18 protein-coding genes and 1 riboswitch are annotated in these 22519 nt (G+C 60.7%); of the genes, 6 read left to right on the plus strand and 12 right to left on the minus strand.

Annotation, left to right across the window (positions count from 1 at the left end):
- Positions 1 to 160 precede the first annotated feature (160 nt).
- Positions 161 to 1057, plus strand: coding sequence for a GlxA family transcriptional regulator (locus AC1RBR_RS22200; protein ID WP_171061848.1), 897 nt, complete (start codon positions 161 to 163; stop codon positions 1055 to 1057).
- Between the two features lie 177 nt (positions 1058 to 1234).
- Here the strand turns inward: AC1RBR_RS22200 and zapE are convergent, their stop codons facing one another.
- The 3 genes from zapE to AC1RBR_RS22215 form a co-directional block, all read right to left on the minus strand.
- Positions 1235 to 2329: a cell division protein ZapE gene (gene zapE / locus AC1RBR_RS22205; protein WP_115984443.1), complete on the minus strand. Its 1095-nt coding sequence runs from the start codon at positions 2327 to 2329 to the stop codon at positions 1235 to 1237.
- Between the two features lie 90 nt (positions 2330 to 2419).
- Positions 2420 to 3775: a tryptophan--tRNA ligase gene (locus tag AC1RBR_RS22210; RefSeq protein WP_492566616.1), complete on the minus strand. Its 1356-nt coding sequence runs from the start codon at positions 3773 to 3775 to the stop codon at positions 2420 to 2422.
- A 24-nt stretch (positions 3776 to 3799) separates the two neighbouring features.
- Positions 3800 to 4429, minus strand: coding sequence for an alpha/beta hydrolase (locus tag AC1RBR_RS22215; protein WP_492566618.1), 630 nt, complete (start codon positions 4427 to 4429; stop codon positions 3800 to 3802).
- Between the two features lie 144 nt (positions 4430 to 4573).
- On the opposite strand from AC1RBR_RS22215, the gene AC1RBR_RS22220 reads away from it, so the two are divergent.
- Complete coding sequence (locus AC1RBR_RS22220) at positions 4574 to 5008, plus strand: Z-ring associated ZapG family protein (RefSeq protein WP_007961596.1); 435 nt, start codon at positions 4574 to 4576, stop codon at positions 5006 to 5008.
- A gap of 254 nt (positions 5009 to 5262) precedes the next feature.
- On the opposite strand, the gene AC1RBR_RS22225 is transcribed toward AC1RBR_RS22220, so the two are convergent.
- The 7 genes from AC1RBR_RS22225 to AC1RBR_RS22255 form a co-directional block, all read right to left on the minus strand.
- On the minus strand, positions 5263 to 5997 hold the full coding sequence (locus AC1RBR_RS22225; protein ID WP_095136845.1) for a YiaD family glycine zipper/OmpA-like lipoprotein: 735 nt from the start codon (positions 5995 to 5997) through the stop codon (positions 5263 to 5265).
- A gap of 116 nt (positions 5998 to 6113) precedes the next feature.
- Positions 6114 to 6758, minus strand: coding sequence for an MBL fold metallo-hydrolase (locus AC1RBR_RS22230; RefSeq protein WP_027612196.1), 645 nt, complete (start codon positions 6756 to 6758; stop codon positions 6114 to 6116).
- Positions 6759 to 6821: 63 nt separating this feature from the next.
- Positions 6822 to 9554, minus strand: coding sequence for a winged helix-turn-helix domain-containing protein (locus AC1RBR_RS22235; RefSeq protein ID WP_443532555.1), 2733 nt, complete (start codon positions 9552 to 9554; stop codon positions 6822 to 6824).
- Positions 9555 to 9759: 205 nt separating this feature from the next.
- The gene (locus AC1RBR_RS22240; RefSeq protein ID WP_115984448.1) at positions 9760 to 11124 is read right to left on the minus strand and encodes a DUF1329 domain-containing protein; all 1365 of its coding nucleotides are present in this window, start codon (positions 11122 to 11124) and stop codon (positions 9760 to 9762) included.
- 27 nt (positions 11125 to 11151) lie between these two features.
- Positions 11152 to 13041, minus strand: a complete 1890-nt coding sequence (locus AC1RBR_RS22245; protein WP_095136839.1) for a DUF1302 domain-containing protein — start codon at positions 13039 to 13041, stop codon at positions 11152 to 11154.
- A 337-nt stretch (positions 13042 to 13378) separates the two neighbouring features.
- Positions 13379 to 15061, minus strand: a complete 1683-nt coding sequence (locus tag AC1RBR_RS22250; protein WP_095136838.1) for a fatty acid--CoA ligase — start codon at positions 15059 to 15061, stop codon at positions 13379 to 13381.
- A 146-nt stretch (positions 15062 to 15207) separates the two neighbouring features.
- The gene (locus AC1RBR_RS22255) at positions 15208 to 16392 is read right to left on the minus strand and encodes an MFS transporter (RefSeq protein WP_492566622.1); all 1185 of its coding nucleotides are present in this window, start codon (positions 16390 to 16392) and stop codon (positions 15208 to 15210) included.
- Between the two features lie 100 nt (positions 16393 to 16492).
- On the opposite strand from AC1RBR_RS22255, the gene AC1RBR_RS22260 reads away from it, so the two are divergent.
- Complete coding sequence (locus AC1RBR_RS22260; protein WP_492566624.1) at positions 16493 to 17257, plus strand: AraC family transcriptional regulator; 765 nt, start codon at positions 16493 to 16495, stop codon at positions 17255 to 17257.
- A 116-nt stretch (positions 17258 to 17373) separates the two neighbouring features.
- Here AC1RBR_RS22260 and AC1RBR_RS22265 read toward each other — a convergent pair whose 3' ends face one another.
- The gene (locus AC1RBR_RS22265; protein ID WP_492566626.1) at positions 17374 to 18003 is read right to left on the minus strand and encodes a LysE family translocator; all 630 of its coding nucleotides are present in this window, start codon (positions 18001 to 18003) and stop codon (positions 17374 to 17376) included.
- 243 nt (positions 18004 to 18246) lie between these two features.
- Between AC1RBR_RS22265 and AC1RBR_RS22270 the strand changes: the two genes are divergently transcribed.
- The 3 genes from AC1RBR_RS22270 (at position 18247) to AC1RBR_RS22280 (ending at position 21081) form a co-directional block, all read left to right on the plus strand.
- Positions 18247 to 19212 (plus strand): 2-hydroxyacid dehydrogenase, encoded by a 966-nt coding sequence (locus AC1RBR_RS22270; RefSeq protein WP_492566628.1) that lies wholly within the window; start codon positions 18247 to 18249, stop codon positions 19210 to 19212.
- 33 nt (positions 19213 to 19245) lie between these two features.
- Positions 19246 to 20244 carry a methyltransferase gene (locus tag AC1RBR_RS22275; protein WP_003228088.1) on the plus strand — a complete coding sequence of 333 codons (999 nt, stop codon included), beginning with the start codon at positions 19246 to 19248 and terminating at the stop codon, positions 20242 to 20244.
- A gap of 39 nt (positions 20245 to 20283) precedes the next feature.
- Positions 20284 to 20408, plus strand: a riboswitch (yybP-ykoY riboswitch).
- A gap of 88 nt (positions 20409 to 20496) precedes the next feature.
- Entirely contained in the window at positions 20497 to 21081 is a 585-nt protein-coding gene (locus AC1RBR_RS22280; protein ID WP_095136833.1) for a TMEM165/GDT1 family protein, read from the plus strand.
- Between the two features lie 198 nt (positions 21082 to 21279).
- Here the strand turns inward: AC1RBR_RS22280 and AC1RBR_RS22285 are convergent, their stop codons facing one another.
- Entirely contained in the window at positions 21280 to 22098 is an 819-nt protein-coding gene (locus AC1RBR_RS22285) for a M48 family metallopeptidase (RefSeq protein ID WP_095136832.1), read from the minus strand.
- Positions 22099 to 22519: the final 421 nt, after the last annotated feature.

The following is a 22519-nucleotide window of genomic DNA, read 5'->3' on the forward strand; positions in this document are numbered from 1 at the left end:
TAAGACGATCCAGCCGTCTGGTGACCACTTTCCCTTATAAAAACAAAACAAAAGTTGAATTATGTCCAAGCAAGTCTCTACGCCCTTGCGGCGCGTCAGCATCCTGGCAATCGACCGGGTTTTCGCATCCACTCTCATGCAGGCCAAGGACTTCTTCCATCTGGCCAGCCTGCGTTACGGCAAACAACTGGGCCACGGCCTGACACCGGCGTTCGAAACCCGCCTGGTCAGCCCCGACGGCAAACCGGTGAACAGCTTCAGTGACGTGATGATGCCGGTGGACGGCGGCCTGGAAAACGCCGACGTCATCATCCTCCCGGCGTTCTGGGACGACTTCGAAACGCTTTGCGGTCGTTACCCACAGATTCTGCCGTGGCTGCGCGAACAGCATGCCCGCGGCGCCGTCCTCTGCGGCGAAGCCACCGGGGTGTTCTGGCTGGCCGAAGCCGGACTGCTCAACGGCAAGGAAGCGACCACCTACTGGCGTTTCTTCAATGCCTTCGCCGAACGCTTCCCCAAGGTGTACCTCAATCAGGACAAGCACCTGACCGACGCTGACAATCTGTATTGCGCCGGCGGCACCACTTCGGCCTGCGACCTCTATATCTACCTGATCGAACGCTTCTGCGGCGCCAACGTGGCGCAGGCCGTGGCCCGCGACATTCTGTATGAAGTGCAACGCAGCTATTCGCCGGGACGTATCGGTTTCGGCGGGCAGAAGCTGCACCAGGACGTGATCATCCTGCAGATCCAGCACTGGCTCGAAGAGCATTTCGCCGACAAGTTCCGCTTCGAAGACGTGGCACGCGAGCACGGCATGAGCATCCGCAACTTCATGCGCCGCTTCCAGACCGCGACTGGCGACAAGCCGCTGCACTACCTGCAACGCCTGCGCATCGAGACCGCCAAGGGTCTGTTGTCGGGCAGCCGCAAGAGCATCAAGACCATCAGTTATGAGGTCGGCTACGACGATGCGAGCTTCTTTGCGCGGCTGTTCCGCCAGCACACCGAGCTGTCGCCGAACCAGTATCGGCAGCAGTTTCAGCAGGCCGCGTAACTCGCTGCCCACGCACAAAACCCCTGTGGGAGCGGGCTTGCTCGCGAAAGCGTACTTTCAGTCGGCATCTATTTAGCTGACACACCGCATTCGCGAGCAAGCCCGCTCCCACAGGGGTACCGCGTCGTACAAAAAAGGGCCTGCAAATGCAGGCCCTTTTTTGTATGCCGAATCTGTTTAAGGCTTGTGCGCCCGCGACAGAAACTCGTGCGATTGCATTTCAAGCAGACGGCTCAGCGTACGCTGGAACTCGAAGTTCAGGCGCCCGCCGGTGTACAGGTCTTTCAACTCGACTTCGGCAGAAATGATCAGCTTGACGTTACGGTCGTAGAACTCGTCGACCATGTTGATGAAACGCCGGGCGATGTCGTCGGTGGTGACGCTCATCTGCTCGACGCCGCTGAGCAGCACCGCGTGGAAGATCTTGCCCAGTTCGATGTAGTCGTTCTGGCTGCGCGGGCCGTCGCACAGTTCGCGGAAGTCGAACCAGGCCACGTCGTCGCAGGTGCGCAGCGCACGGATTTCGCGGTTCTCGATGATCAGCACATCGTTTTCCACCGCCGCCGTGCATTCCGGTGTCAGTGCCTTGAAGCTCTTGCGCAGGCTTTCATGCGCGGCTTCGTCCAGCGGATAGTGGAACAGCTCCGCTTGTTCGAGGTGGCGCAGACGATAGTCGACACCGCTGTCGACGTTGACGATTTCGGTGTTCTGCTTGATCAACGCGATGGCCGGCAGGAAGCGTGCGCGTTGCAGGCCGTCCTTATACAGGCCGTCCGGAACGATGTTAGAGGTCGCAACCAGGGTCACGCCGTTCTTGAACAGCTCTTCCATCAGCGTGCCGAGGATCATCGCGTCGGTGATGTCCGAGACGAAAAATTCATCGAAGCAGATCACTCGCGACTCGGTCGCAAAGCGCTTGGCGATGATGGTCAGCGGGTTTTTCTCGCCGCCGAGGGTTTTCATCTCTTCGTGCACACGCTTCATGAAGCGGTGGAAGTGAGTGCGGGTCTTTTCCTTGAACGGCAGCGCTTCAAAGAAGGTGTCGACCAGGTAAGTCTTGCCGCGACCCACGCCGCCCCAGAAGTACAGGCCCTTGACCGGCGTCTGATCCTTCTTGCCAAACAGCTTGCCCAGCAAACCCGGCTTGTTCTGCTCGGCCGCGATCAGATCGTCGTACAGGCGCTGCAGATGACGCACGGCAGTTTCCTGCGCGGCATCATGGAAGAAGTCCGGGCGTTTCAGATCAGCTTGATATCGTTCTAGGGGCGTCATAATTCGTTAGCAAGGCAACAAAAACGGGCCGTCACTGTAGCGACGGCCCGTAGGAATGGCAATCAGCCCTTGGTCGGGCCGCGCCGCGGATTAGTCCTGAACCGGGGTCAGTGCTACGCGCAAAGCTTCGATAGCGGCGTCCCGCGCAGCAGCATCGGCAAACGCCGGGCTGTCACCAACGCACTCACCTTCCAGCCAAACGCTGAAGCTCAGGTCTTCAGTGCGAATGTCCAGCGCCTGACCGGCTTGCAGTTGCTTGGTCACCTGGCCGGCGGTTTTGCCGTCGGCGAAGTTGCGCGACAGCAGCAGTTGCTCGCCATCGGCCGCCAGCAAACGGAAGCGGAAGCTGCCGTCGTCTTCACGGAAGCTGACGAAACGTGCAGCTTTCACGGCTTTCTTTTTGGTGGTCGCCGCGACTTGCACCTGATTGACGAACGAACGCAGGCCAACCGCTTCCCGCAGTTCGTTGAGGAACGGCGTCGCCACCGCACGAGCCTTTTGCGCGCCGTGTTGCAGGATGTCTTCCAGATCCGCCGGGCGCTCGATCAGTTGGTGATAGCGCTCGCGGGACTCACCCAGTTCATTGTCGAGCAACTGGAACAGACGATTCTTCGCCTCGCCCCAGCCCAGACCGCCGAGCAGTTCGCTGCGGAATTCGTCCGCCTGCGCAGGTGTGGCGAAGGCCTGGAACAGAGTGAACAGATGCGAGTTGTCCGGATCTTTGGCTTCGCCCGGCGCTTTGGAGTCGGTGACGATCCGCGAGATCGCGTCCTTCATCTCTTTGGCGCTGGAGAACAGCGGGATGGTGTTGTCGTAGCTCTTCGACATCTTGCGCCCGTCGAGGCCGGGCAAGGTCGCCACGCTCTCCTCGATCAGCGCTTCAGGCATGGTGAAGAACTCTTTGCCCTGGCCGAACAGGTGGTTGAAGCGCTGACCGATGTCACGGGCCATTTCCACATGCTGGATCTGGTCGCGACCGACCGGCACCTTGTGCGCGTTGAACATCAGAATGTCCGCTGCCATCAGCACCGGGTAGCTGTAGAGGCCCATGGTGATCCCGGCATCCGGGTCTTCGCCGCTCTCGACATTCTTGTCCACCGAGGCCTTGTAAGCGTGCGCCCGGTTGAGCAGGCCCTTGGCGGCGACGCAGGTCAGCAGCCAGGTCAGTTCAGGGATTTCCGGGATGTCGGACTGGCGATAGAAGGTCACGCGATCGACATCCAGGCCACCGGCCAGCCAGGTCGCGGCAATTTCCAGACGCGAGCGCTGAATGCGCAGCGGGTCATCGCATTTGATCAAGGCGTGGTAGTCGGCCAGGAAATAGAACGAATCGGCATTGCTGTCGCGGCTGGCGAGGATCGCCGGGCGGATAGCGCCGGCGTAGTTGCCCAGGTGCGGCGTGCCGGTGGTGGTGATGCCGGTGAGGATACGGGTACGGTTCGTCATGGGTAATCGCTTGTCAGACTGCAATCAATTCGAGAGACGCGGCAGGATCAGATCCTTGAGATCGGTCAGCTTGCCATGAAAAAAGTGTCCGCATTCTGCCACTTTCAGCAACTGATGGGGACGCTGGAGTTTTTCCGACCAGTCATAGACCAGCTGCGGATCGATCACTTCGTCGGTTTCCGGCTGGATCACGGTCAGCTCGCCGTGCTGTGGCAGTTGATCCTGATCGCCCAGACGCATCACCGCCGGCGCGACCATGAACAACTGCTTGAGCTGCACGCCCTGCGCTTCAAGACGACCGCCGAGACTTGCTGCAACAAATCCGCCGAAGGAGAAACCGAACAGGGTCAGCGGCAGATCCGGATGCTTTTCCCGTAGCCATGCTGCGACAGCCTGGGCGTCATCGACTTCACCGCTGCCCATGTCGTGGGAGCCTTCGCTGGCGCCGACACCGCGATAGTTGAAACGCAAGGTAATCAAACCTGCGTCGCGCGCGGTGCGCTGCAGGGTCGAGACGACCTTGTTGAGCATGGTGCCGCCCTGCACCGGGTTCGGATGGCAGATCAGCGCGATGCCGATTGGCTGCTCGTTATCGAGGTACAGCGCTTCGATTTGGCCGACTGGGCCGGCAATGACTACAGGGGTTTCACGCATCAGCAAGGAAGGAACTCCGTGACCTCGAATCGGGTCGACTCGTCTAGCAAATTGTCTGTGCCAATCTATTGCGAGTGAATCGCGGTATACAGCGCAGGTTCGAGCCGTTAACGTAAAGCAAAGCCGTTTATAGAGGAAGGACTCGTGGAACACTCGCTCTTAGTTTGGTTGTTACCGACTCTTGCCCTGGTTGTGGGTGTCGCCATTGGATTCCTGATCGCTCGCGTCGCACCGAATGCCGCGCCGAGCCGCACGCAGCGTCAGCTGGATGATATCCAGGAGCGTTTCGACAGCTATCAAAACGAGGTGGTCACCCACTTCAACAGCACCGCGATGCTGGTCAAGAAGCTGACCCAGAGCTATCAGGAAGTGCAGGATCATCTCGCCGAGGGTGCCAACCGCCTGGCCCTGGACGAGCAGACCCGTCAACGCCTGATCGCCGCTTTGCACGCCGATGCCGCGCAGGCACCGCGCGAACGCCTGACGCCGCCGCGCGATCAGGAGCCACCACGCGACTACGCGCCAAAAGCCCCGAACTCGCCGGGCATGCTCGATGAGCATTACGGCTTGAAGAAGTAATCAGTCTTCGCTGCAAGCAAAAAGCCCCCGGACAATTCGGTTGTCCGGGGGCTTTTTTTGTATCTGATGATTTGAGGGTGCTTGGTTCGGCCGCTTCGCGAGCCAGCCCGCCCCACAGGGTTACGTGGTGAACACAGACCTTGTAAACAACATCCATCCCTGTGGGAGCGGGCTTGCTCGCGAAAGGGCCAGCACGGGCAACCCAAAAAAATACCCGGTCACAAGACCGGGCATTTCTTCACTCAAGCATTCACTTACGGATACTGCTGAACCGTCCCCGGCTGTTGCTGCTGACCACCATACTGCTGGCCCGGAATCGCTTTCAGGTTGACCTCCACGCGGCGGTTCTGCGCGCGGCCATTGACGTCACCGTTGCTGGCAATCGGGTTATCCGGGCCGGCGCCACGGGCCGACAGGTTGGCACCGCTGACACCCTGCGAGGTCAGGTACGTGGCCACGCTCTGCGCACGACGCTGAGACAGGTCCATGTTGTGCTGGCGGCTGCCGGTGCTGTCGGTGTAGCCGACGATTTCGATCTGGTTCTGGTTGAACTCTTTCAGCGAGTTCGCCAGGTTGTTCAGCGGCTGATAGAAACTTGAAGCGATATTCGCCGAATCGGTGGCGAAGGTGATATTGCCCGGCATGATCAGCTTGATCTGATCGCCCTGACGCTGCACTTCAACCCCGGTGTTGGCCATGCTGGCGCGCAGCTTTTTCTCTTGCTGGTCGGCGTAGTAACCGTAACCGGCCGCCGAGGCACCCACCACCGCCGCGCCGATCAAGGCACCCTTGCCACGGTTGTTGTGATCGATGGCGGCACCCGCCAAGGCGCCAGCCAGCGCACCGAGACCGCCGTACTTGGCGGTTTTGCTCATGCCTTGCGAGCCACCGTCGGCCTGCCCCTGATTGTCATACGGGTTGGGCGAGGCGCAGCCGGCCAACATGGCCACAGCGGTAGCAACAATAATCAAACGAGGCGTGGTGAACATGAAGAGCTCCTGGTTTTTTCGCATTCTGTGTGGCAGCGGCCCTAGGCAATAGACCTGTGCGGGCGTTGGATCATGACAATGCCGAAAAATTCCGCCGCACGCTCATGACAAAATGTTTAGGCGCGCACGAACGGGTTTTCGCGCATTTCATCCCCCAGACGCGTATCCGGGCCATGCCCGGCAACCACGATTGCGTCTTCGTCGAGCGTGTACAGCCGCTGCTTGATCGATCGCACGATGGTCGCCTGATCGCCGCCCCACAAATCCGTGCGCCCTACGCCGCGACGAAACAGCGTGTCGCCGGCAATCAACAGCTTAGCCTCGGAAAACCAAAAGCTCATGGAACCGGGTGTATGTCCCGGCGTATGCAGCGCCACACCGCAGCCACAGGCCAGTTCTTCATCGTCGCTCAACCAGCGATCCGGCGACGGCACCGGCGTGTACGGCACACCGAACATCTGGCATTGCATTTCGAGGTTGTCCCACAGGAACTGGTCTTCCTTGTGCAGATGCAGGGTCGCGCCAGTCTTTTCCTTCATCTGCCCGGAAGCGAGGAAATGATCGAGATGCGCGTGGGTGTGGATGATACTGACCACTTTCAGACCGTGAGCATCGAGGCGCGCCATGATCAGGTCAGGATTGCCGCCCGGATCGACGACGATGGCTTTTTTAGTGATCGGGTCGCCGATGATCGTGCAGTTGCATTGCAGCGGGCCGACGGGGAAGGTTTCGCGGATGAGCGCAGGCGCTGGAACAGTCATGGGGCAATCCTGATCAATATTCGACGGCGGCGAAAACCGCTGATGCCGAAGATTTTAGCGGGACTAGATCATTAACCCCAGCGCCTTGGCGCGGGCCACCGCCTGCGTACGCCGCTCAACCCCCAACTTGCTGTTGATATGGCTGGCATGGGTTTTCACCGTATGCAGAGAAATGAACAGTTGCTCGCTGATTTCCTGATTGGAACAGCCTTGGGCAATCAAACGCAGCACCGCCAGCTCGCGACTGCTGAGTTGTTCGGCAGCGGCGCACTCAACCACTGGACGAGTCGCCACCTGCGGAAAATGCGTCAGCAACTGTTGTCCCGCCAACGCCGGTGAGTTGTGCAATTGGCTGCGCAACCAGTCAGGATGTTCTCTGATCAGTGCGTCAAATGGCTGTATCACGCCGCCCGCGGCCGCTTCCAGCGCCTGGTTCAATGCTTTGCGTGCCTCGGATTCGCGGCCACTGCTCAGCAACAAATTCACTTTCTGCGCCAGCGCCATCACACACAGCAACTGGCGTCCGGTTTGCTGACCGTTTTCCAGCAACACATTCAAGCGTCCTTCGGCGAGCATCGGCTGTCCTTTGATCACATCGAGCAACGCCTGCTGCAGTTCGACGTGCAACGGCAGCTGTGGATGAAATTCCGGTGGCGCCGCTGCACGTTCGCCGGTGTAGGTCTGGCCCAGGCGCGCCAGCCAGGCTTCAGCCAGATCGGTACGGCCTTGCACCAGCCACAGTTCGCATTTGACCAGGGTAATCATCGCCAGGTAGTAGATCGGCGGCACATCCCAGATATGCATCAGACGCTCGGCTTCGGCGAGCTCGGCGAAGGCCTTGGCGAACTCGCCAACGCTGCCGTCCAGACGGGCGATCACGCAGTGGCCGATCAACACGCTGATATCGCGGCAGGCCCGCGCTTCGGCCAGACCACTCAGCAATCGGGCCCGGGCCTGCTGCGGTTGCAAGCGCATGGACAGCAGAAAACCTTCATACAGCGTCAGCCGCGCACGCACCGCGTACAGACGTTGCGCCGACAGCCCGCGCAGACGATCAAGGCCCTGATGCACCTCATCCAGGGCGCGCAGAATTTCCCCGCGCGACTGCAATACCCGCGCCCGGTCGTAATGCGCCAAGGCTTCGAACAGCGGATTGCCGACCCGCTGCGCAAGCTCGAGGGATTCGCGATTCAAGCCTCGGGCGCGCCATAGGTCGCCGTCGGCAATCGCCAGATTGGACAGGGTCGACAGGCACATCAGGCGTTGCCCATAACGTTTGACTGGCAGACTTTCCAGCGCCTCGCTGCAATAGCGTTGAGTCAATTCACGATGCCCGCGCCCACGGGCGATAATCCCGCTGAGCGCCAGCCATTGCGCCAGCATCGACTTTTGCGCAGAGGCCGAAGGCGCCGGCAGAAAACGACTCAGATGGCTGGCCAGCTCTTCAGCGGCATCCAGTTGACAGGCCAGCCCGAGCGCCCAGCTATAGAGCACGATCAAGCGTGGCGTGCTGATCAGCAGACTGTCGGGCAAGTCCATTTTCCAGCGCAGCAGCATGCCCACGTTCTGCTCGGCGAGCAGTTGTTCCTCGGACAGGTTCTGCACCAGATTCGCTGCGACATCCAGATGGCCGGCGCGCAAGGCCTGCTCCACCGCTTCGTCGAGCAGCCCTTGAGCATTGAACCAGCGGCAGGCGCGCAGGTGCAGGGTCGCCGCCGGCACCAGCGTCTGGGTCACGGGACGGCTGCGCAGCAGATCGGAAAACAAATGGTGATAGCGATACCAGTGACCGTGTTCGTCCAGTGGCACCAGAAACACCTGGTGCGCCAACAGAAACCGCAGGATTTCGGCGCTGTCGTGGGCTTCGCGCACCGCGTCGCAAAGTTCGCTGCAAAAGCGCTCCTGCGGTGCGGTGTCGTAAAGAAACGCCTGCACCTCGGCGGGCAGGCAATCGATCACTTCTTCCAGCAGATAGTCGCGGATCAGCCCTTCCCCGCCATTCAGCGCTTGCGGTAACGCGGCCTCGCTGCCGGCTTCGGATGCCGCGAGCAACCAGAAACGCAGTCCGGCCACCCAGCCTTCGCTGCGCTGGATCAGGTTTTCCAGGGCTTCGCCGCGCAATGAACTGCTGTGTCGATCGAGCAGCGTCAGGGCTTCATCGTGGGTCAGGCGCAAGTCCTGCTCATGCAGTTCGAGCAACTGGCGCGACAGGCGCAGACGCGCCAGATGCCAGTCCGGACGCTGTCGACTGGTGACCATGACCAGCAAGCCGTCAGGCAAATGATTGAGGAAAAACTGCAGGCAACGGTCAAGCACCGGCCCTTGGGCGAGATGGTAATCGTCGAGCACCAGCAATAAGGGCGTGGTTGGTTGCAGTTGCAGGGCCAGTTCATCGAGCAAGCCATCGAGCCATTCTTCGAACGCGAACGGCTGATGGCGCTGGCGCATCTTCAACAGGCCGAGTGCACGGCTGCCCAGTTCCGGAAAGTAGTCCTGCAGCCCCTCCAGCAAGCGCTCGAGAAAGCGCCCTGGATCGTTATCTCGCGGACTCAATCCCAGCCAGAGACTTTGCCAGTGCGCCGGCAGACTCTGACAGAACTCCACCGCCAGCGAACTCTTGCCGAACCCGGCGGGGGCGCTGACCAGCAACAGGCGCCCTCCGAGCCCGGCCTGCAGGCGCTCGCAAAGACGTGGTCGCAAGACGTAGCCGTCGGGCAACGGCGGGCGGAAAAAACGCCCGTCCAATGACGCGACGGTAACGCTTGCGGGACCCGGAAGTGGGGACAGATCAGTCATGGCCGGCTCTTGTTCGAATTGCTGTTGGCGGCGTTGCAGATGTCCGCAGACTAGCCTTAAACGAACCGGTTATGAAGGTTGCTGCTACAAATGGCTACAAAAAGGCTACACCCTCCTGTGGCCCCAGCACCTGCAAAAGCAAAAAAAAACGCCCCGAACCAGTCGGGGCGTTTTTCACGAGGATGCGGCCTCGGGTTGCAGCGGGTTAGCGAACACCATCCTGACGCAATGCGGCCGGGGTGAAATCGCTGGTGGTGGCGGTGAAGCCGAAGTCATACGCCTGCTTCTCTTCGTTCTTCATGCCCAGCGCCAGATAACGGCCGGACTGCAAGTCGTAGAGGGTTTCCAGCGCGTACCACGGCACTTGCTTGTCGTAGTAGTTCTCGGCGTGCGCTTCAGCCACGCGCCACAGTTGACCACGACCGTCGTAGTGATCGATTACCGCTGCCTGCCAGGTATCTTCATCGATGTAGAAGTCACGCTTGGCGTAGATGTGGCGCTGACCTTCCTTCAGCGTCGCAACGACGTGCCAGACGCGGCGCAGCTCGTAACGTGCCAGATCCTGGTTGATGTGGCCGGCCTTGATGATGTCCGAGTACTTCAGCTTCGGATCATCGAGCTTGTAGCTGTCGGAGGCGATGTACATCTCTTTCTTGCCTTCAAGCTTCCAGTCGTAACGATCCGGAGCACCGTTGTACATGTCGAGGTTGTCGGAGGTACGCAGGCCGTCGGCAGCAGTACCCGGGCCGTCATACGACACTTGCGGTGCACGACGCACCCGACGCTGACCGGCGTTGTAGACCCACGCCGAACGCGGTTCCTTGACCTGGTCGAGAGTCTCGTGCACCAGCAGTACGCCACCGGCCAGACGCGCCGGCGCGGTCACTTTCTGCTTGAAGTAGAACAGGATGTTGCCCGGGTTCGCCGGATCGTAGTCCTTCATCTTGTCGCGGAACACGAACTGATCCTGGAAGTACACCAAACTGTACGAGCCGTTCGGTTGCGGCGTGGCTTGCGTCACCAGACGGGTCACGCTGCCGCCGCGATAGCGGGTGATGTGGTTCCAGATCACTTCCACGCCGGTTTTCGGAATCGGGAACGGCACGGCGGTATCGAAGTTTTCCAGACCGTTGCCGCCGGAGACCAGATTGGTGCTGGTGGCATTCTTCTTGATCGCGGCAAACACTTCATCCGGCACGGTGGCGCCGCGATGAGACGGGTAGACCGGCATCTTGAAGGTTTCCGGGTAGCGCTTGAACATCGCGTACTGGCCCGGGGCGAGCTTGTCCTTGTACTTGTCGGCATCCTTGGCGGTGATGGTGAACAGCGGCTGCTCACTGGCGTAAGGGTTGGACAGGAAACCCTTGCTGTCGACGCTGCCGGCGTTTTTCGGCAGCGGTTTCCAGGCCGGGATCGAACCGTCGGCGTTACCGGCCATTTCCGCGCCCATCGGCGTCAGGCTTTTGCCCAGTTTATCCGCTTCGGCAGCAGGCACCGCCGCCATGACGCTGGTCGCCAGCAGCGACAGACCCAGAACACCGGCGTGGAACAGACTCTTTGTTATTTTCATAAATTCGTTCGTCCTGAAATGCAGTGCTTAGAAGTTCACGCCGAAGCTGAGCGCCACGAAGTCGCGGTCATCCACGGTGGTGTACTTGCCGTCGAAGAAATTGGTGTAGGCCAGACTCGCGGTGTAGGTGTTCTGGTATTCGGCATCGACGCCCAGGCTGACCGCTTTGCGACCTTCCTCGAAGTTGCCGCCAGGGCCTGGCGAGTAACCGCTGACGTCGTGGGACCAGGCCACGTTCGGCTTGAGGTTCACGCCGGCGAACACGTCGTTGTATTCCCAGATCGCACGACCACGGTAACCCCACGACATCGAGGTGGTGAAGCCGTCGTTGTCGCAATTACGGCTGCGGTTGTTCTGCGGTGACCCCGGCCCTGCACCATTGATGGTGCTGGCGTTGAGAATGTTGGCGCAGGTATTCACACCGCCAGTGGCCGGCAACTCGCCTGGGCCATACACCGGATCGCGGCCATAACGCTTGTCGGACCGGCTTTCCAGCCCGCCGACGTAGGTCGCACCGACTTCACCGACGAGGGTCAGACGGCTGGCACCCATGACCTGATCGAAGAAGTGCGTGAACGTGGTCTGGATCTGGGTGATTTCCTTGCGCTCATAGCCATGCAGATCCTGGCCAGGAACGCCATTGAGTATCGAAGCGTTGGTCAGTGCGCCGCCGATCGGGCGCACACCTGCGAACAGGATGTCGGTGGAGTTCAGTTGCACCGGGGCGTTCGGGCGGTAGCTGATCTCACCGCTCCACGCCGTACCGGTAGGCAGGGTGGTGGAGAAGCTCAGACCGTAGAGGCGAATGTCTTCAGGATATTCAATGAAGTAGTTCGAGTTGCCCGCGACCAGCAACGGTGCGAGTGCCGCAAAAGGCCCCGGCAGTGCGCGCGCGGTGTTGTAGACCGATTGTGGTGCGCCGGTGGCGCTGAAGATCGGCGCACGGCTGTGGTAGTTCATGAAGTAGGCGCCGAACTCGGTGTCGAGCGGTTCGTACATGTACTTGAAGGACGCGCCCCACTGACCGCTGTCACGGGCATCGCGGTCCGGACCACGGCGTACCAGAACACCTTCTTCGTTGACGTTGACGCCGTTGGCCGCCAATGGCCCCAAGGCGATGGCCGGGATTTGCGAACGTTTGTTCAGCACCCGCAGATTGCTGTCGCAACCGTCGGCAACGATGTCCGGCTGGGAGAAGAATGTGCCGCAGTTGTCGACGACGGTCTGGTCCCATTCCAGTTGATAGAACGCTTCGGCCGAGAGGTTATCGGTGAGGCTCTGGGACACGTAGAACATGTTGACCGGAATCAGGCCTTCCTTGATCTCGGCGCCCGGACGACGGAAAGCGGAGACGTCGATCGGGTTGATCGAGTTGATACCGCCGCCGATGAAGGTACTTTCACCCCAGCTCACCACCTGCTTGCCCAGACGCACGGAGCCCGGCTGATCGGCAATCGCGTAGTTGTGGTAGACGAAGGCGTCGAGGATCTGCCCGCCAGCGGATTTGGCGCCCTCTTTGCGGTTGCTGTCGCTGATGTCCTTGAACTGGCGGCTCTCGTCCTTGAGTTCGAAGTCGTACCAGTATTTGCCACGGACGAACACCCCGGTGTCGCCGTATTTCAATTCAAGGTCATGGATGCCCTTGAAAATCTTCGAGAAGGTTTCGCCGCTCTTGAAGTTGGCGTGACCGTCATCGGAGGTCTGCGACAGGCCATGGCCACCATTGTTGACGCCGATGAGGTTCTTGTTCGGGCTCTGAGTAGACCAACTGGCACCGATCGACAGGGACGAGTCGAACTGTCCTTCGATTTCACCGACGTTGAAACTGACGCCGAATGCGGGCCCGGCGAGCGAAGAGGCAAGACTGACCGCCAGAGGCAGTTTCGCCCGGCGCCAGAACTGGTTTACTGAGGTCATCGACGCTACTCCATGTGCATTATTGTTATGGCAGTGAGTACTTTTAAAAACGCCTGGAAGACCGGGAGCCAGTAGCCACCCGACGTCACTCCAAAATTGCATCGCCCCTGTTCGTGCGTGTGCCCCGTTCTTAAAAATCCTTGAGCGGACTATAGCCAGCAGGTGGTACTGCTTGATCCCTCTAAAGTGTGATTTGCAGCTGCCGGCCACTCTGGAACAGTCCTTTCGCCAGTCCGACACATGTCGGCACGGCAAGGATGGCTGATTTTTTCGATTTCACAAGCCAAGCGCTTGCTTGGTGGGTCTGGCGCGCCGGTTTCGGCGCGCCAGCGGACACTCAAAGTGTCGAGAGGAAGGTGCTGTTGTTGGCCTGCCATTCGGTGATGTCGAGGCGAATGCGCTTCTTGTCGAGCTTGCCGACACTGGTCTTGGGAATTTCCGTAACAAGGGCGATCTGGCTCGGAATCGCCCACTTGCTCAAGTGCCCCAGTTCCACGAAGGGCTTGAGGTGCTCCTTGAGCTCGCGGGCACCGATCTCGTGCCCTTCGCGGATCACCAGCAGCGCAAACGGCCGCTCGCCCCACTGCGGATCAGCAATGCCCACCACTGCTACTTCACGTACCGCGACGTGACGGCTGATCAGGTCTTCGAGGTCCAGCGAGGAGATCCATTCGCCGCCGGTCTTGATCACATCCTTGATGCGGTCGCGGATGTCGATCACGCCCATGCTGTCGAGCGTCGCCACGTCGCCGGTGTGCAGCCAGCCGCCGGCCCAGAGTTCGGCGCCCTTCTGCGGCTCGTTGAAGTAGCCTTCGGTGAGCCACGGCGCACGCAGCACCAATTCGCCCTGGGTTTCGCCATCGGCGGGCAGGAAGTTGCCCTCGGCGTCGACGATTGCCGCTTCCACCAGCGGCCCGGGCACACCGGCCTTGATCCGGTAAGTGGTGCGCTCGTCTTCGGTGCCGGCCATCAGTTCGTCGTTCAGGTGGGCACAGGAAACCAGTGGCCCGGTCTCCGACATGCCGTACGCCGCCGTCAGCTGAATGCCCCGGGCCTTGGCGGTTTCATACAGTGTCCGGTTCAGCGCACTGCCGCCGATGACGATTTTCCAGCCGCCAAAATCATTACCCTGCGCGCCTTTGGCGTTGAGCAGCATCTGCAGGATGGTCGGCACGCAGTGGGAGAACGTGACCTTCTCCTTGCGCCACAGCTCGACCAGGAATTCCGGGTCGTAACGCCCCGGATAAACCTGCTTGAGCCCGAGCATGGTCGCCACGTACGGCAAGCCCCAGGCATGCACATGGAACATCGGGGTGATCGGCATGTACACGTCGTTGGTGCCGAGCAGGCGCACGCTGTCGATCGCGCCCATGATCGTCGACACGCCCATGGTGTGCAGCACCAGTTGCCGATGGGTGAAGTACACACCTTTCGGGTTGCCGGTGGTGCCGGTGGTGTAGAAGGTGGTGGCGACCGAGTTCTCGTCGAAATCCTGAAAGTCGTACTGCGGGCTGGCGGCGGCCAGCAGTTGCTCGTATTCGCCAACCAGGTTCGGCAGCTCGGCAGTCTTCTCCGGCAAATCGGTGAGCAGCAGGGTTTTCCCCACCGTGGTCAAGTGCGGCGCGATGGCCTGGTACAGCCCGACGAACTCGCTGTTGACCAGCACGAAGCGGTCCTCGGCATGGTTCATGGTGTAGAGGATCTGCTCCGGCGAAAGGCGCACGTTGATGGTGTGGATCACCGCGCCGATCATCGGGATGGCAAACATGCATTCGAGGTAGCGATGGCTGTCCCAGTCCATCACTGCCACGGTGTCACCCGCCTTCACCCCGGCCGCCGTCAACACGTTGGCCAGCCGCGCCACCCGCTCGATCAGGGTCGGGTAGCTGTAGCGCAACTGGTCTCGGTAGATGATCTCGCGGGTTTTCTCGTAACGGGCGCCAGACATCAGCAGCCGTTTGATCAGCAATGGATACTGGTAGGCCCCATCGGCCGGGGGAATGACGCGAGTCTGCAACATATGAATCCCTTTTCTGGCTGCACGGTGTTGGCGTAGAGCGCATTACTCTAGAGCCGTTATACCCCAGTAAAATCAGCCGAAGGAATGATTTGCACAGCCGTACAAATGCTAGCTTTGCGCCAGCATTTGCCGGTATTCAGCGTCGGTCAGGCTGTTTGCCCGACAGCTGCTTCGGAAGGTGTGCGTGGGAAAACCACAGCCGCAAGGAAGGTCAACGCGCCAAAACCCGCCAGAATCAAGTAAAGCCCGACAAACCCATGGCGCGGTTCGACGTAGGCAATCAGCGGAATCGCCGTCGCACTGGCGCCGAACGACAGGCAGTAACGCAGGGCGAAGACCCGTGACTGCCACTGCGGCGCGACGAAATTGGCGACCATCGAGTCGTTTACCGTCACCTGACCGAACACCACGAACATGAACGCCGCACCGAGCACGATCACTGCCCAGCCATCGACATACGCCATGGCGTACAACAGGGGCGCCTGAAACAGCGTCAACACCATAAACGGCCATTTCAGGCTGACCCGGTGCAGCACCTGGCCAATGCTCAACTGCGCCACCGCACCAAAGGCATACGCCAGGCTGACCACCACGCCGAGGGTTTGCGGCGAGGCGAACAAGTCATGCAGACGTTCCTCAAACAGCTTCGGGTAGGTCATGGTCGTGGCGTTGAACACCACGCCACCGGTGGCCGTTGCCAGCGCCAGCACCGTGAACACCATGACCATCGAAATGCGCTGCCCGGCGGCGCCCTTCAGTGCGCTGTGTGGACGCTGCGGGATCGGCTCTTCACGCACCTGCACGGCAAAGCCGACTCCCAGCATGATCGCCACCACACCCGGTAACACAAAGGCCGAACGCCAGCCGAACTGCGCCACCAGCAAGCCGGTGATCAGCGCCGAGAACGCCACGCCGAGGTTGCCCCACATGCCATTGATGCCAATCTCCCGGCCGCGATTCTGCGCGTAAGCCACCAGCATCGCGGTGCCCACCGGATGGTAGATCGCGGCGAAAATGCCGATCAGGGTCAACCCGATCACCAGCATCGTCGGGCTGGTGCTCAGCCCGGTGAAGATTGCCGAGGCGCCGATGCCGAAGAAGAACACCAGCATCATCTGCCGCCGGCTCCAGTGATCGCCCAGCCAGCCGGCCGGTAACGAACAGGCGCCAAAGGCAATGAACCCACCCAGCGACAGGCCGATCAGCGCGGCGTAGTCGAGACCGAAGGCTTGAGTCATGCCGAGCACGGCGGCGGGAAAAATCAGCATGAACATGTGATCGATCACATGAGCGGCGTTGACGTAGCGTATGACGTTTCGAGATTGATTCATGGCAGCACGCTTGTGTTTGTTATGGGCGGAGGGTTGTCAGCGGCTTTATGCTAAGTTGGCGAAAAAGCGCATACCTGCCATTCAGGTCATCGAATCAGACATGTTGATCAGCCACTTCGAACACGGCCCGGTGAGTGCCTATCCCCGGGATTATCTGGACGGTGAGCACCAGCCGCTGCACCTGCACCGAGAGGCGCAGTTGCTGTATGCCGTCCGAGGGATCATGCGGGTGGTGACCGACCTCGGTGCCTGGGTGATTCCGCCAAGCCGCGCGGTGTGGATTGCGCCGCAAGTCGCGCACGAGATATTCATGTCCGGCGATGTGCAGATGCGCTCGCTGTTCATCGCCCCCGAGCTATCACCGGCCAGTCTGCAACAGTGCTGCGTGCTGGCGGTGACGCCGCTGCTGCGCGAGTTGATCCTGCGCGCCGTACAAGGCCCGCCGCACGCGGACAATCCGCTGATCCAGCAGTTGATGCTGGAAGAGCTCGCCAGCCTGGAAAACCTGCCGCTGCACATTCCGATGCCCACCGACCGACGCCTGCAGAACATCTGTCTGGCGTTGCTGCACACTCCGGATCACCCCAACACCCTGGAAGACTGGGCACAGCAGGTCGGCGCCAGCTCACGCACTCTGGCGCGGCTGTTCCAGCGACAACTGAAGATGAGTTTCAACGCCTGGCGCCAGCAACTGCGCCTGATGGAAGCGCTGCCGCGCCTGCTCGCCGGGGACAGCGTGCAGCGCGTGGCGCGGGATCTGGGGTACGGCAGCGCGCGGGCGTTCAGCGCGATGTTTCGCCGTTTGCTCGGGGAAAATCCCCGGGAGTATCTGAATAATCTGAGCAAACTCAGCGAACTTGTGTAAGGCCCTGTGGGAGCGAGCCTGCTCGCGAAAGCGGTCTTTCAGCCACCAGTAATGTCGACTGATCCACGCATTCGCGAGCAGGCTCGCTCCCACAGTTTTAAGTCGCGGTTCTGAGATCAATGCATCTCGGTAAACGCGATTTTCACGCCGAGAGCGATCAGCACCGCGCCCATGGTGCGGTCGAACCAATGGCCCATGCGGGCAAAACCGGCACGTACACGTTGCTGACTGAACAGCATCGCCACCAGACAGAACCAGAAAGCGGTCGCGACGGCCAGGTAAACCCCATAACCCGCCTGCACCGCCAGCGGCGTGTGCGGGTTGATCACCACGGTAAACAGCGACAGGAAGAACAGCGTGGCTTTCGGGTTCAGGCCGTTGGTGACGAAGCCCGAGGTGAACGCGCCGCGCGCCGTGCGTGCGCCGGCCTCTTTGTGCAGATCATCGGCCACGACTTTCGCCGGCTGCGCGCGCAACGCCTTGAAGCCGATATACAGCAGGTAAGCAGCGGCGGCCCATTTCAAGGCGTTGAACAGCACGATCGACTGCGACACGATCAGGCCGATGCCCAGCAGCGAATAACCCACATGCAGGAAAATCGCCGTGCCCACACCCAGCGCGGTCCAGGTGCCGGCGCGACGACCATGGGTCACGCTCTCGCGCACCACCACGGCAAAGTCCGGGCCGGGGCTGGCCACGGCCAGCAGATGGATCAGTGCAACGGTCAAGAACTCGGTCCAGTACATGGGGGCTCCTCTTGGGGTGAACATCAGCTTGAACACATCGCCCGAATGCTTTTCCCCTGTGGGAGCGGGCTTGCTCGCGAATGGCGTTGTGTCAGGCAACCTTTGTGGTTCTGACACGCCCTCTTCGCGAGCAAGCCCGCTCCCACAGGTTTTGTAAGCACCTCGGACACTGCGTAACGTTTTGTTTCATCTGGTAGGCTCGGCAGATTACGCCTTCCGTTCCAAGCACAAAAGGTACAGTTGATGACGAACCCGCGCCGCGCCGTATTCCTCGATCACCCGTCTCTGGATCTCGGTGATCTCGACCTCAGCCCGTTGCGCGCCTGCTTTAGCGACCTGCAACTGTTCGCCCAGACTGCATCGGAACAAGTCGCCGAACGCCTGCACGGTGCCAGCGTGGCGATCACCAACAAGATCCGCATCGACGCCGCCGCGATGGCCGCCAACCCGGATCTGCAACTGATCCTGATTACCGCCACCGGCACCAACAACGTCGATCTGGACGCGGCCCGCGCCCACGGCATAACCGTGTGCAACTGTCAGGGTTACGGCACGCCGTCGGTGGCGCAACACACAATCATGTTGCTGCTCAACCTCGCCACCCGCCTCGCGGATTATCAAAAAGCGGTCGGCGAAGGTCGGTGGCAGCAAGCCAGACAGTTCTGCCTGCTCGACTACCCGATCGTCGAACTGGAGGGCAAAACCCTCGGCCTGCTTGGTCATGGCGAACTCGGCGGTGCGGTCGCGCGACTGGCGGAAGCGTTTGGCATGCGCGTATTGCTCGGGCAGATTCCCGGCCGCCCCGCCCGCCCGGATCGTCTGCCACTGAACGAACTGTTGCCGCAGATCGACGCCCTGACCCTGCACTGCCCACTCAACGAACACACCCGGCACTTCATCGGCGCCCGCGAGCTGGCGTCGATGAAACCCGGCGCCTTTGTGGTCAACACCGCTCGTGGCGGCTTGATCGACGAGCAAGCCCTGGCCGATGCCCTGCGCAACGGTCACCTCGGCGGCGCCGCCACCGATGTGCTCAGCGTCGAACCGCCGGTCAACGGCAATCCCCTGCTGGCCGCCGACATTCCACGGCTGATCGTCACTCCGCACAACGCCTGGGGCAGTCGCGAAGCGCGGCAACGCATCGTCGGCCAATTGACCGAAAACGCTCAGGCGTTCTTCAGCGGTACAGCGCTGCGGGTCGTCAGTTGATAAACTGCGGCACTTTTTTTTCAAGGAGCAGTTATGGATCCGCGCAGTGAAGTACTGCTTCGTCAGGCCGAGTTATTCCAGGGTTCGTTGTTGCTGGCCGGTTTGCCTGCCGACGATCTGCTCGGGCGCCTGCCCAATGCGTTCGGCTGGTGCTGGCATGCCGGCGATCAAGCGGCTCTCGATGCGCGCTTCGAAGGTCGCAGCCATTTCGGCGTAAACGTGCCGGAGCGCGAGTTCGACAGCGCGGTGGTGTTTTTGCCCAAGTCCAAGGATCTGACCGATTACATCCTCAACGCCGTGGCCGCACGTCTGCCCGGGCGTGAGGTGTTTCTGGTCGGGGAAAAACGCAGCGGGATCGAGGGTGCGTCCAAGCAGCTCAACCCGTTCGGCAAGCCGCGCAAGCTCGACAGCGCGCGCCATTGCCAGCTGTGGCAAGTCACCGTGGCCAACGCGCCTGAAGCAAAATCCCTGGAAAGCCTGGCGCAGACTTATGAGCTGCCACTGGCCGAAGGCCCGTTGAAAGTCATCAGCCTGCCGGGCGTATTCAGCCATGGCCGACTGGATCGCGGCAGCGCCCTGCTGCTGGAGCATCTGGACAAACTGCCGAGCGGTCATCTGCTGGATTTCGGCTGTGGCGCCGGAGTTTTGGGCGCGGCGGTCAAACGTCGTTATCCGCACAATCAGGTGACCCTGCTCGACGTCGATGCCTTCGCCGCCGCCAGCAGTCGCCTGACGTTGGCGGCTAACGGTCTGGAAGCCGAAGTGCTGACCGGTGACGGCATCGACGCTGCACCGATGGGTCTGAACGCGATTCTGAGCAACCCGCCGTTCCATGTCGGCGTGCACACCGATTATTTCGCCACCGAGAACTTGCTGCGAAAAGCAGCCAAACATCTGAAAAACGGCGGCGAACTGCGCCTTGTTGCGAACAGCTTCCTGAAGTATCAGCCACTGATCGAAGAGCATCTGGGCGTGTGCGCGATCAAGGCCGAAGGCAATGGTTTCCGGATTTACCGGGCCAAGCGCGGTTGAAAATTTGTTCTTGCTCTATCGGTTTTGCGAAGGCAGAATCCGCTCCGTCCTAGGGGAGTAGTCTCCCACGAGCGCCAAGCTCGTCCGGCATACGTCAACATACTTGATCCTCAGATCATGGCGTATGCGACCCAAGCGTCCGCACCAGACGGATCGCAGGGTTTGACAAGACCTATGACACGCACACCTTACCCGGGGCGGGAAGGCTGTACGTGTCATAGCCGTGTCGACCCGCCCCTTAGGAAAATCCTGATGCTGGACTCGTTACTCGTTCCCACCGCAATCGTTGCCTTGGCCGAAATCGGCGACAAGACGCAACTGCTCGCGCTGATTCTCGCCGCTCGCTTTCGCAAACCCTGGCCGATCATTGCCGGTATCGTTGCTGCGACCCTGGCCAACCACGCGGCAGCCGGTGCGGTAGGTGCCTGGTTCGGCAGCTTCTTCTCCGATTCGGTGTTGCACTGGATTCTTGCCGCAAGCTTCGCTGCCACGGCGCTATGGACCTTGGTCCCGGACAAGATGGACGACGATGAAGCCAGCACCGCACGCAAGTTCGGCCCCTTCCTGACCACGCTGATCGCCTTCTTCCTCGCGGAAATCGGTGACAAGACCCAGATCGCCACCGTGATGCTGGCGGCGCAATACCCTGAGCTGTGGCTGGTGATTATCGGTACCACCCTGGGCATGTTGATTGCCAACGTGCCGGTGGTATTGGCGGGTAACTTTGCAGCGGAGAAATTGCCACTGACCTTGATCCGTCGCCTGGCGGCTTCGGCGTTCCTGATTCTGGCGATCGTGGCGGTGTACAAGGCAATGCAGAGCAGTGGCTGGGTTTAACCCCTGAGTCTTTCACATCATTGTGGCGAGGGAGCTTGTCGAATCGTCGCACCGTCCCGCTCGGCGGCGCAGCCGTCGCAAACCCTGCCAATGCGGTTTAACTGTTAATCCGCGATTGCAGGGTTTGGGGCCGCTTCGCTGCCCAGCGGGAGCAAGCTCCCTCGCCACAAAATCAAGTTCGCCTTGCCTGGGTTCTGATCAGGACTTCGGCGCTTTCTCGTACAGTGGCATCACCTTCGGAATCGCCGCCTGCAGCGAGGCGATCCGGCTGGTCGATGCCGGGTGAGTGCTCATGAACTCCGGTGGCGAGCCTTCTGACGCCTTGCTCATCTTGTTCCACAGGGTGATCGCCGCATTCGGGTTGTACCCGGCACGGGCGGCCAGCTCCAGACCGATCAGATCAGCTTCGTTTTCGTTGGCACGGCTGTTGGGCAAGGTCATGCCGTAGTTGGCCACGGTGTCGGCCAGCGCCAGACTGTCCTGACCCAGACCGAACAACGCACCGGCACCCTGCTTGGCCATTTCAATGCCATAGGCTTTGGACATCGCCTCACGACCGTGCTCGCGCAGGGCGTGGGCGATTTCATGGCCCATGACCGCAGCGATTTCATCGTCAGTCAGCTTCAGGCTGTCGATCAGCCCGGTGTAGAAAATGATCTTGCCGCCAGGCCCGCAGTTGGCGTTGAGCTCGTCGCTCTTGATCAGATTGACTTCCCACTGCCATTGCGCCGCATCCGGACGGAAGTTCGGTGCCTGGGCAATCAGCCGGTTGGCAATCGCCTGAACCCGCTTGGCCTCCGGGCTGGTCTTGTCCAGCACACCTTTGCTCGACGCTTCGCCGACGGTCTTCTGATAGGACTGGGCATACATCTGGTCGACCTCTTGCGAGGACAGCATGCTGAACATGTACTGCTTGCGCTCCACCCCCACGGCTCCGCCGCTGGTGGTGTTGACCGACTGACAACCGGCCAGCAACAGCGCTGCGCTCAGTGCACTTACAACCAATGTCTTGTTCATTCAAAAGCTCCCTGAAAACCTGCGCGTATCCTAGGCGGGTAATTGTATCGGCGCCAGATACAACAGACGTGTTGCAGGGTCTTTCGGAAATTTCCCACCGCTGCTGTCGTAAAAAATTCACAGCAACCGGCAAGCCTGCTGCCGCTGCGTCGCGCACCGATCCATTTGCGACATCCTCCGCCGTTTGTTTCGCTCAACGCTCATGGCGCCATGCCTGCTGCCGATACAACAGCGCAGACGTCCTCTTGCGTGCGGAGCTCCCATGAAGTTCAAGTCGATCCAGTTTTCCGTCGCCGCCCTGGCTGGCGCCATCGTCCTCAGCGTGGTTGCTGCGCTGGTGCTGTACGCGCTGTTCTCCGGCGCCCGCACCCAGGAAATGGTGCAACAGCGCACCCAGGCGCAGTTCGAGCAAGTCATCGAA

The sequence above is a fragment of the Pseudomonas sp. GW823-FHT01D03 genome, assembly GCF_058798255.1.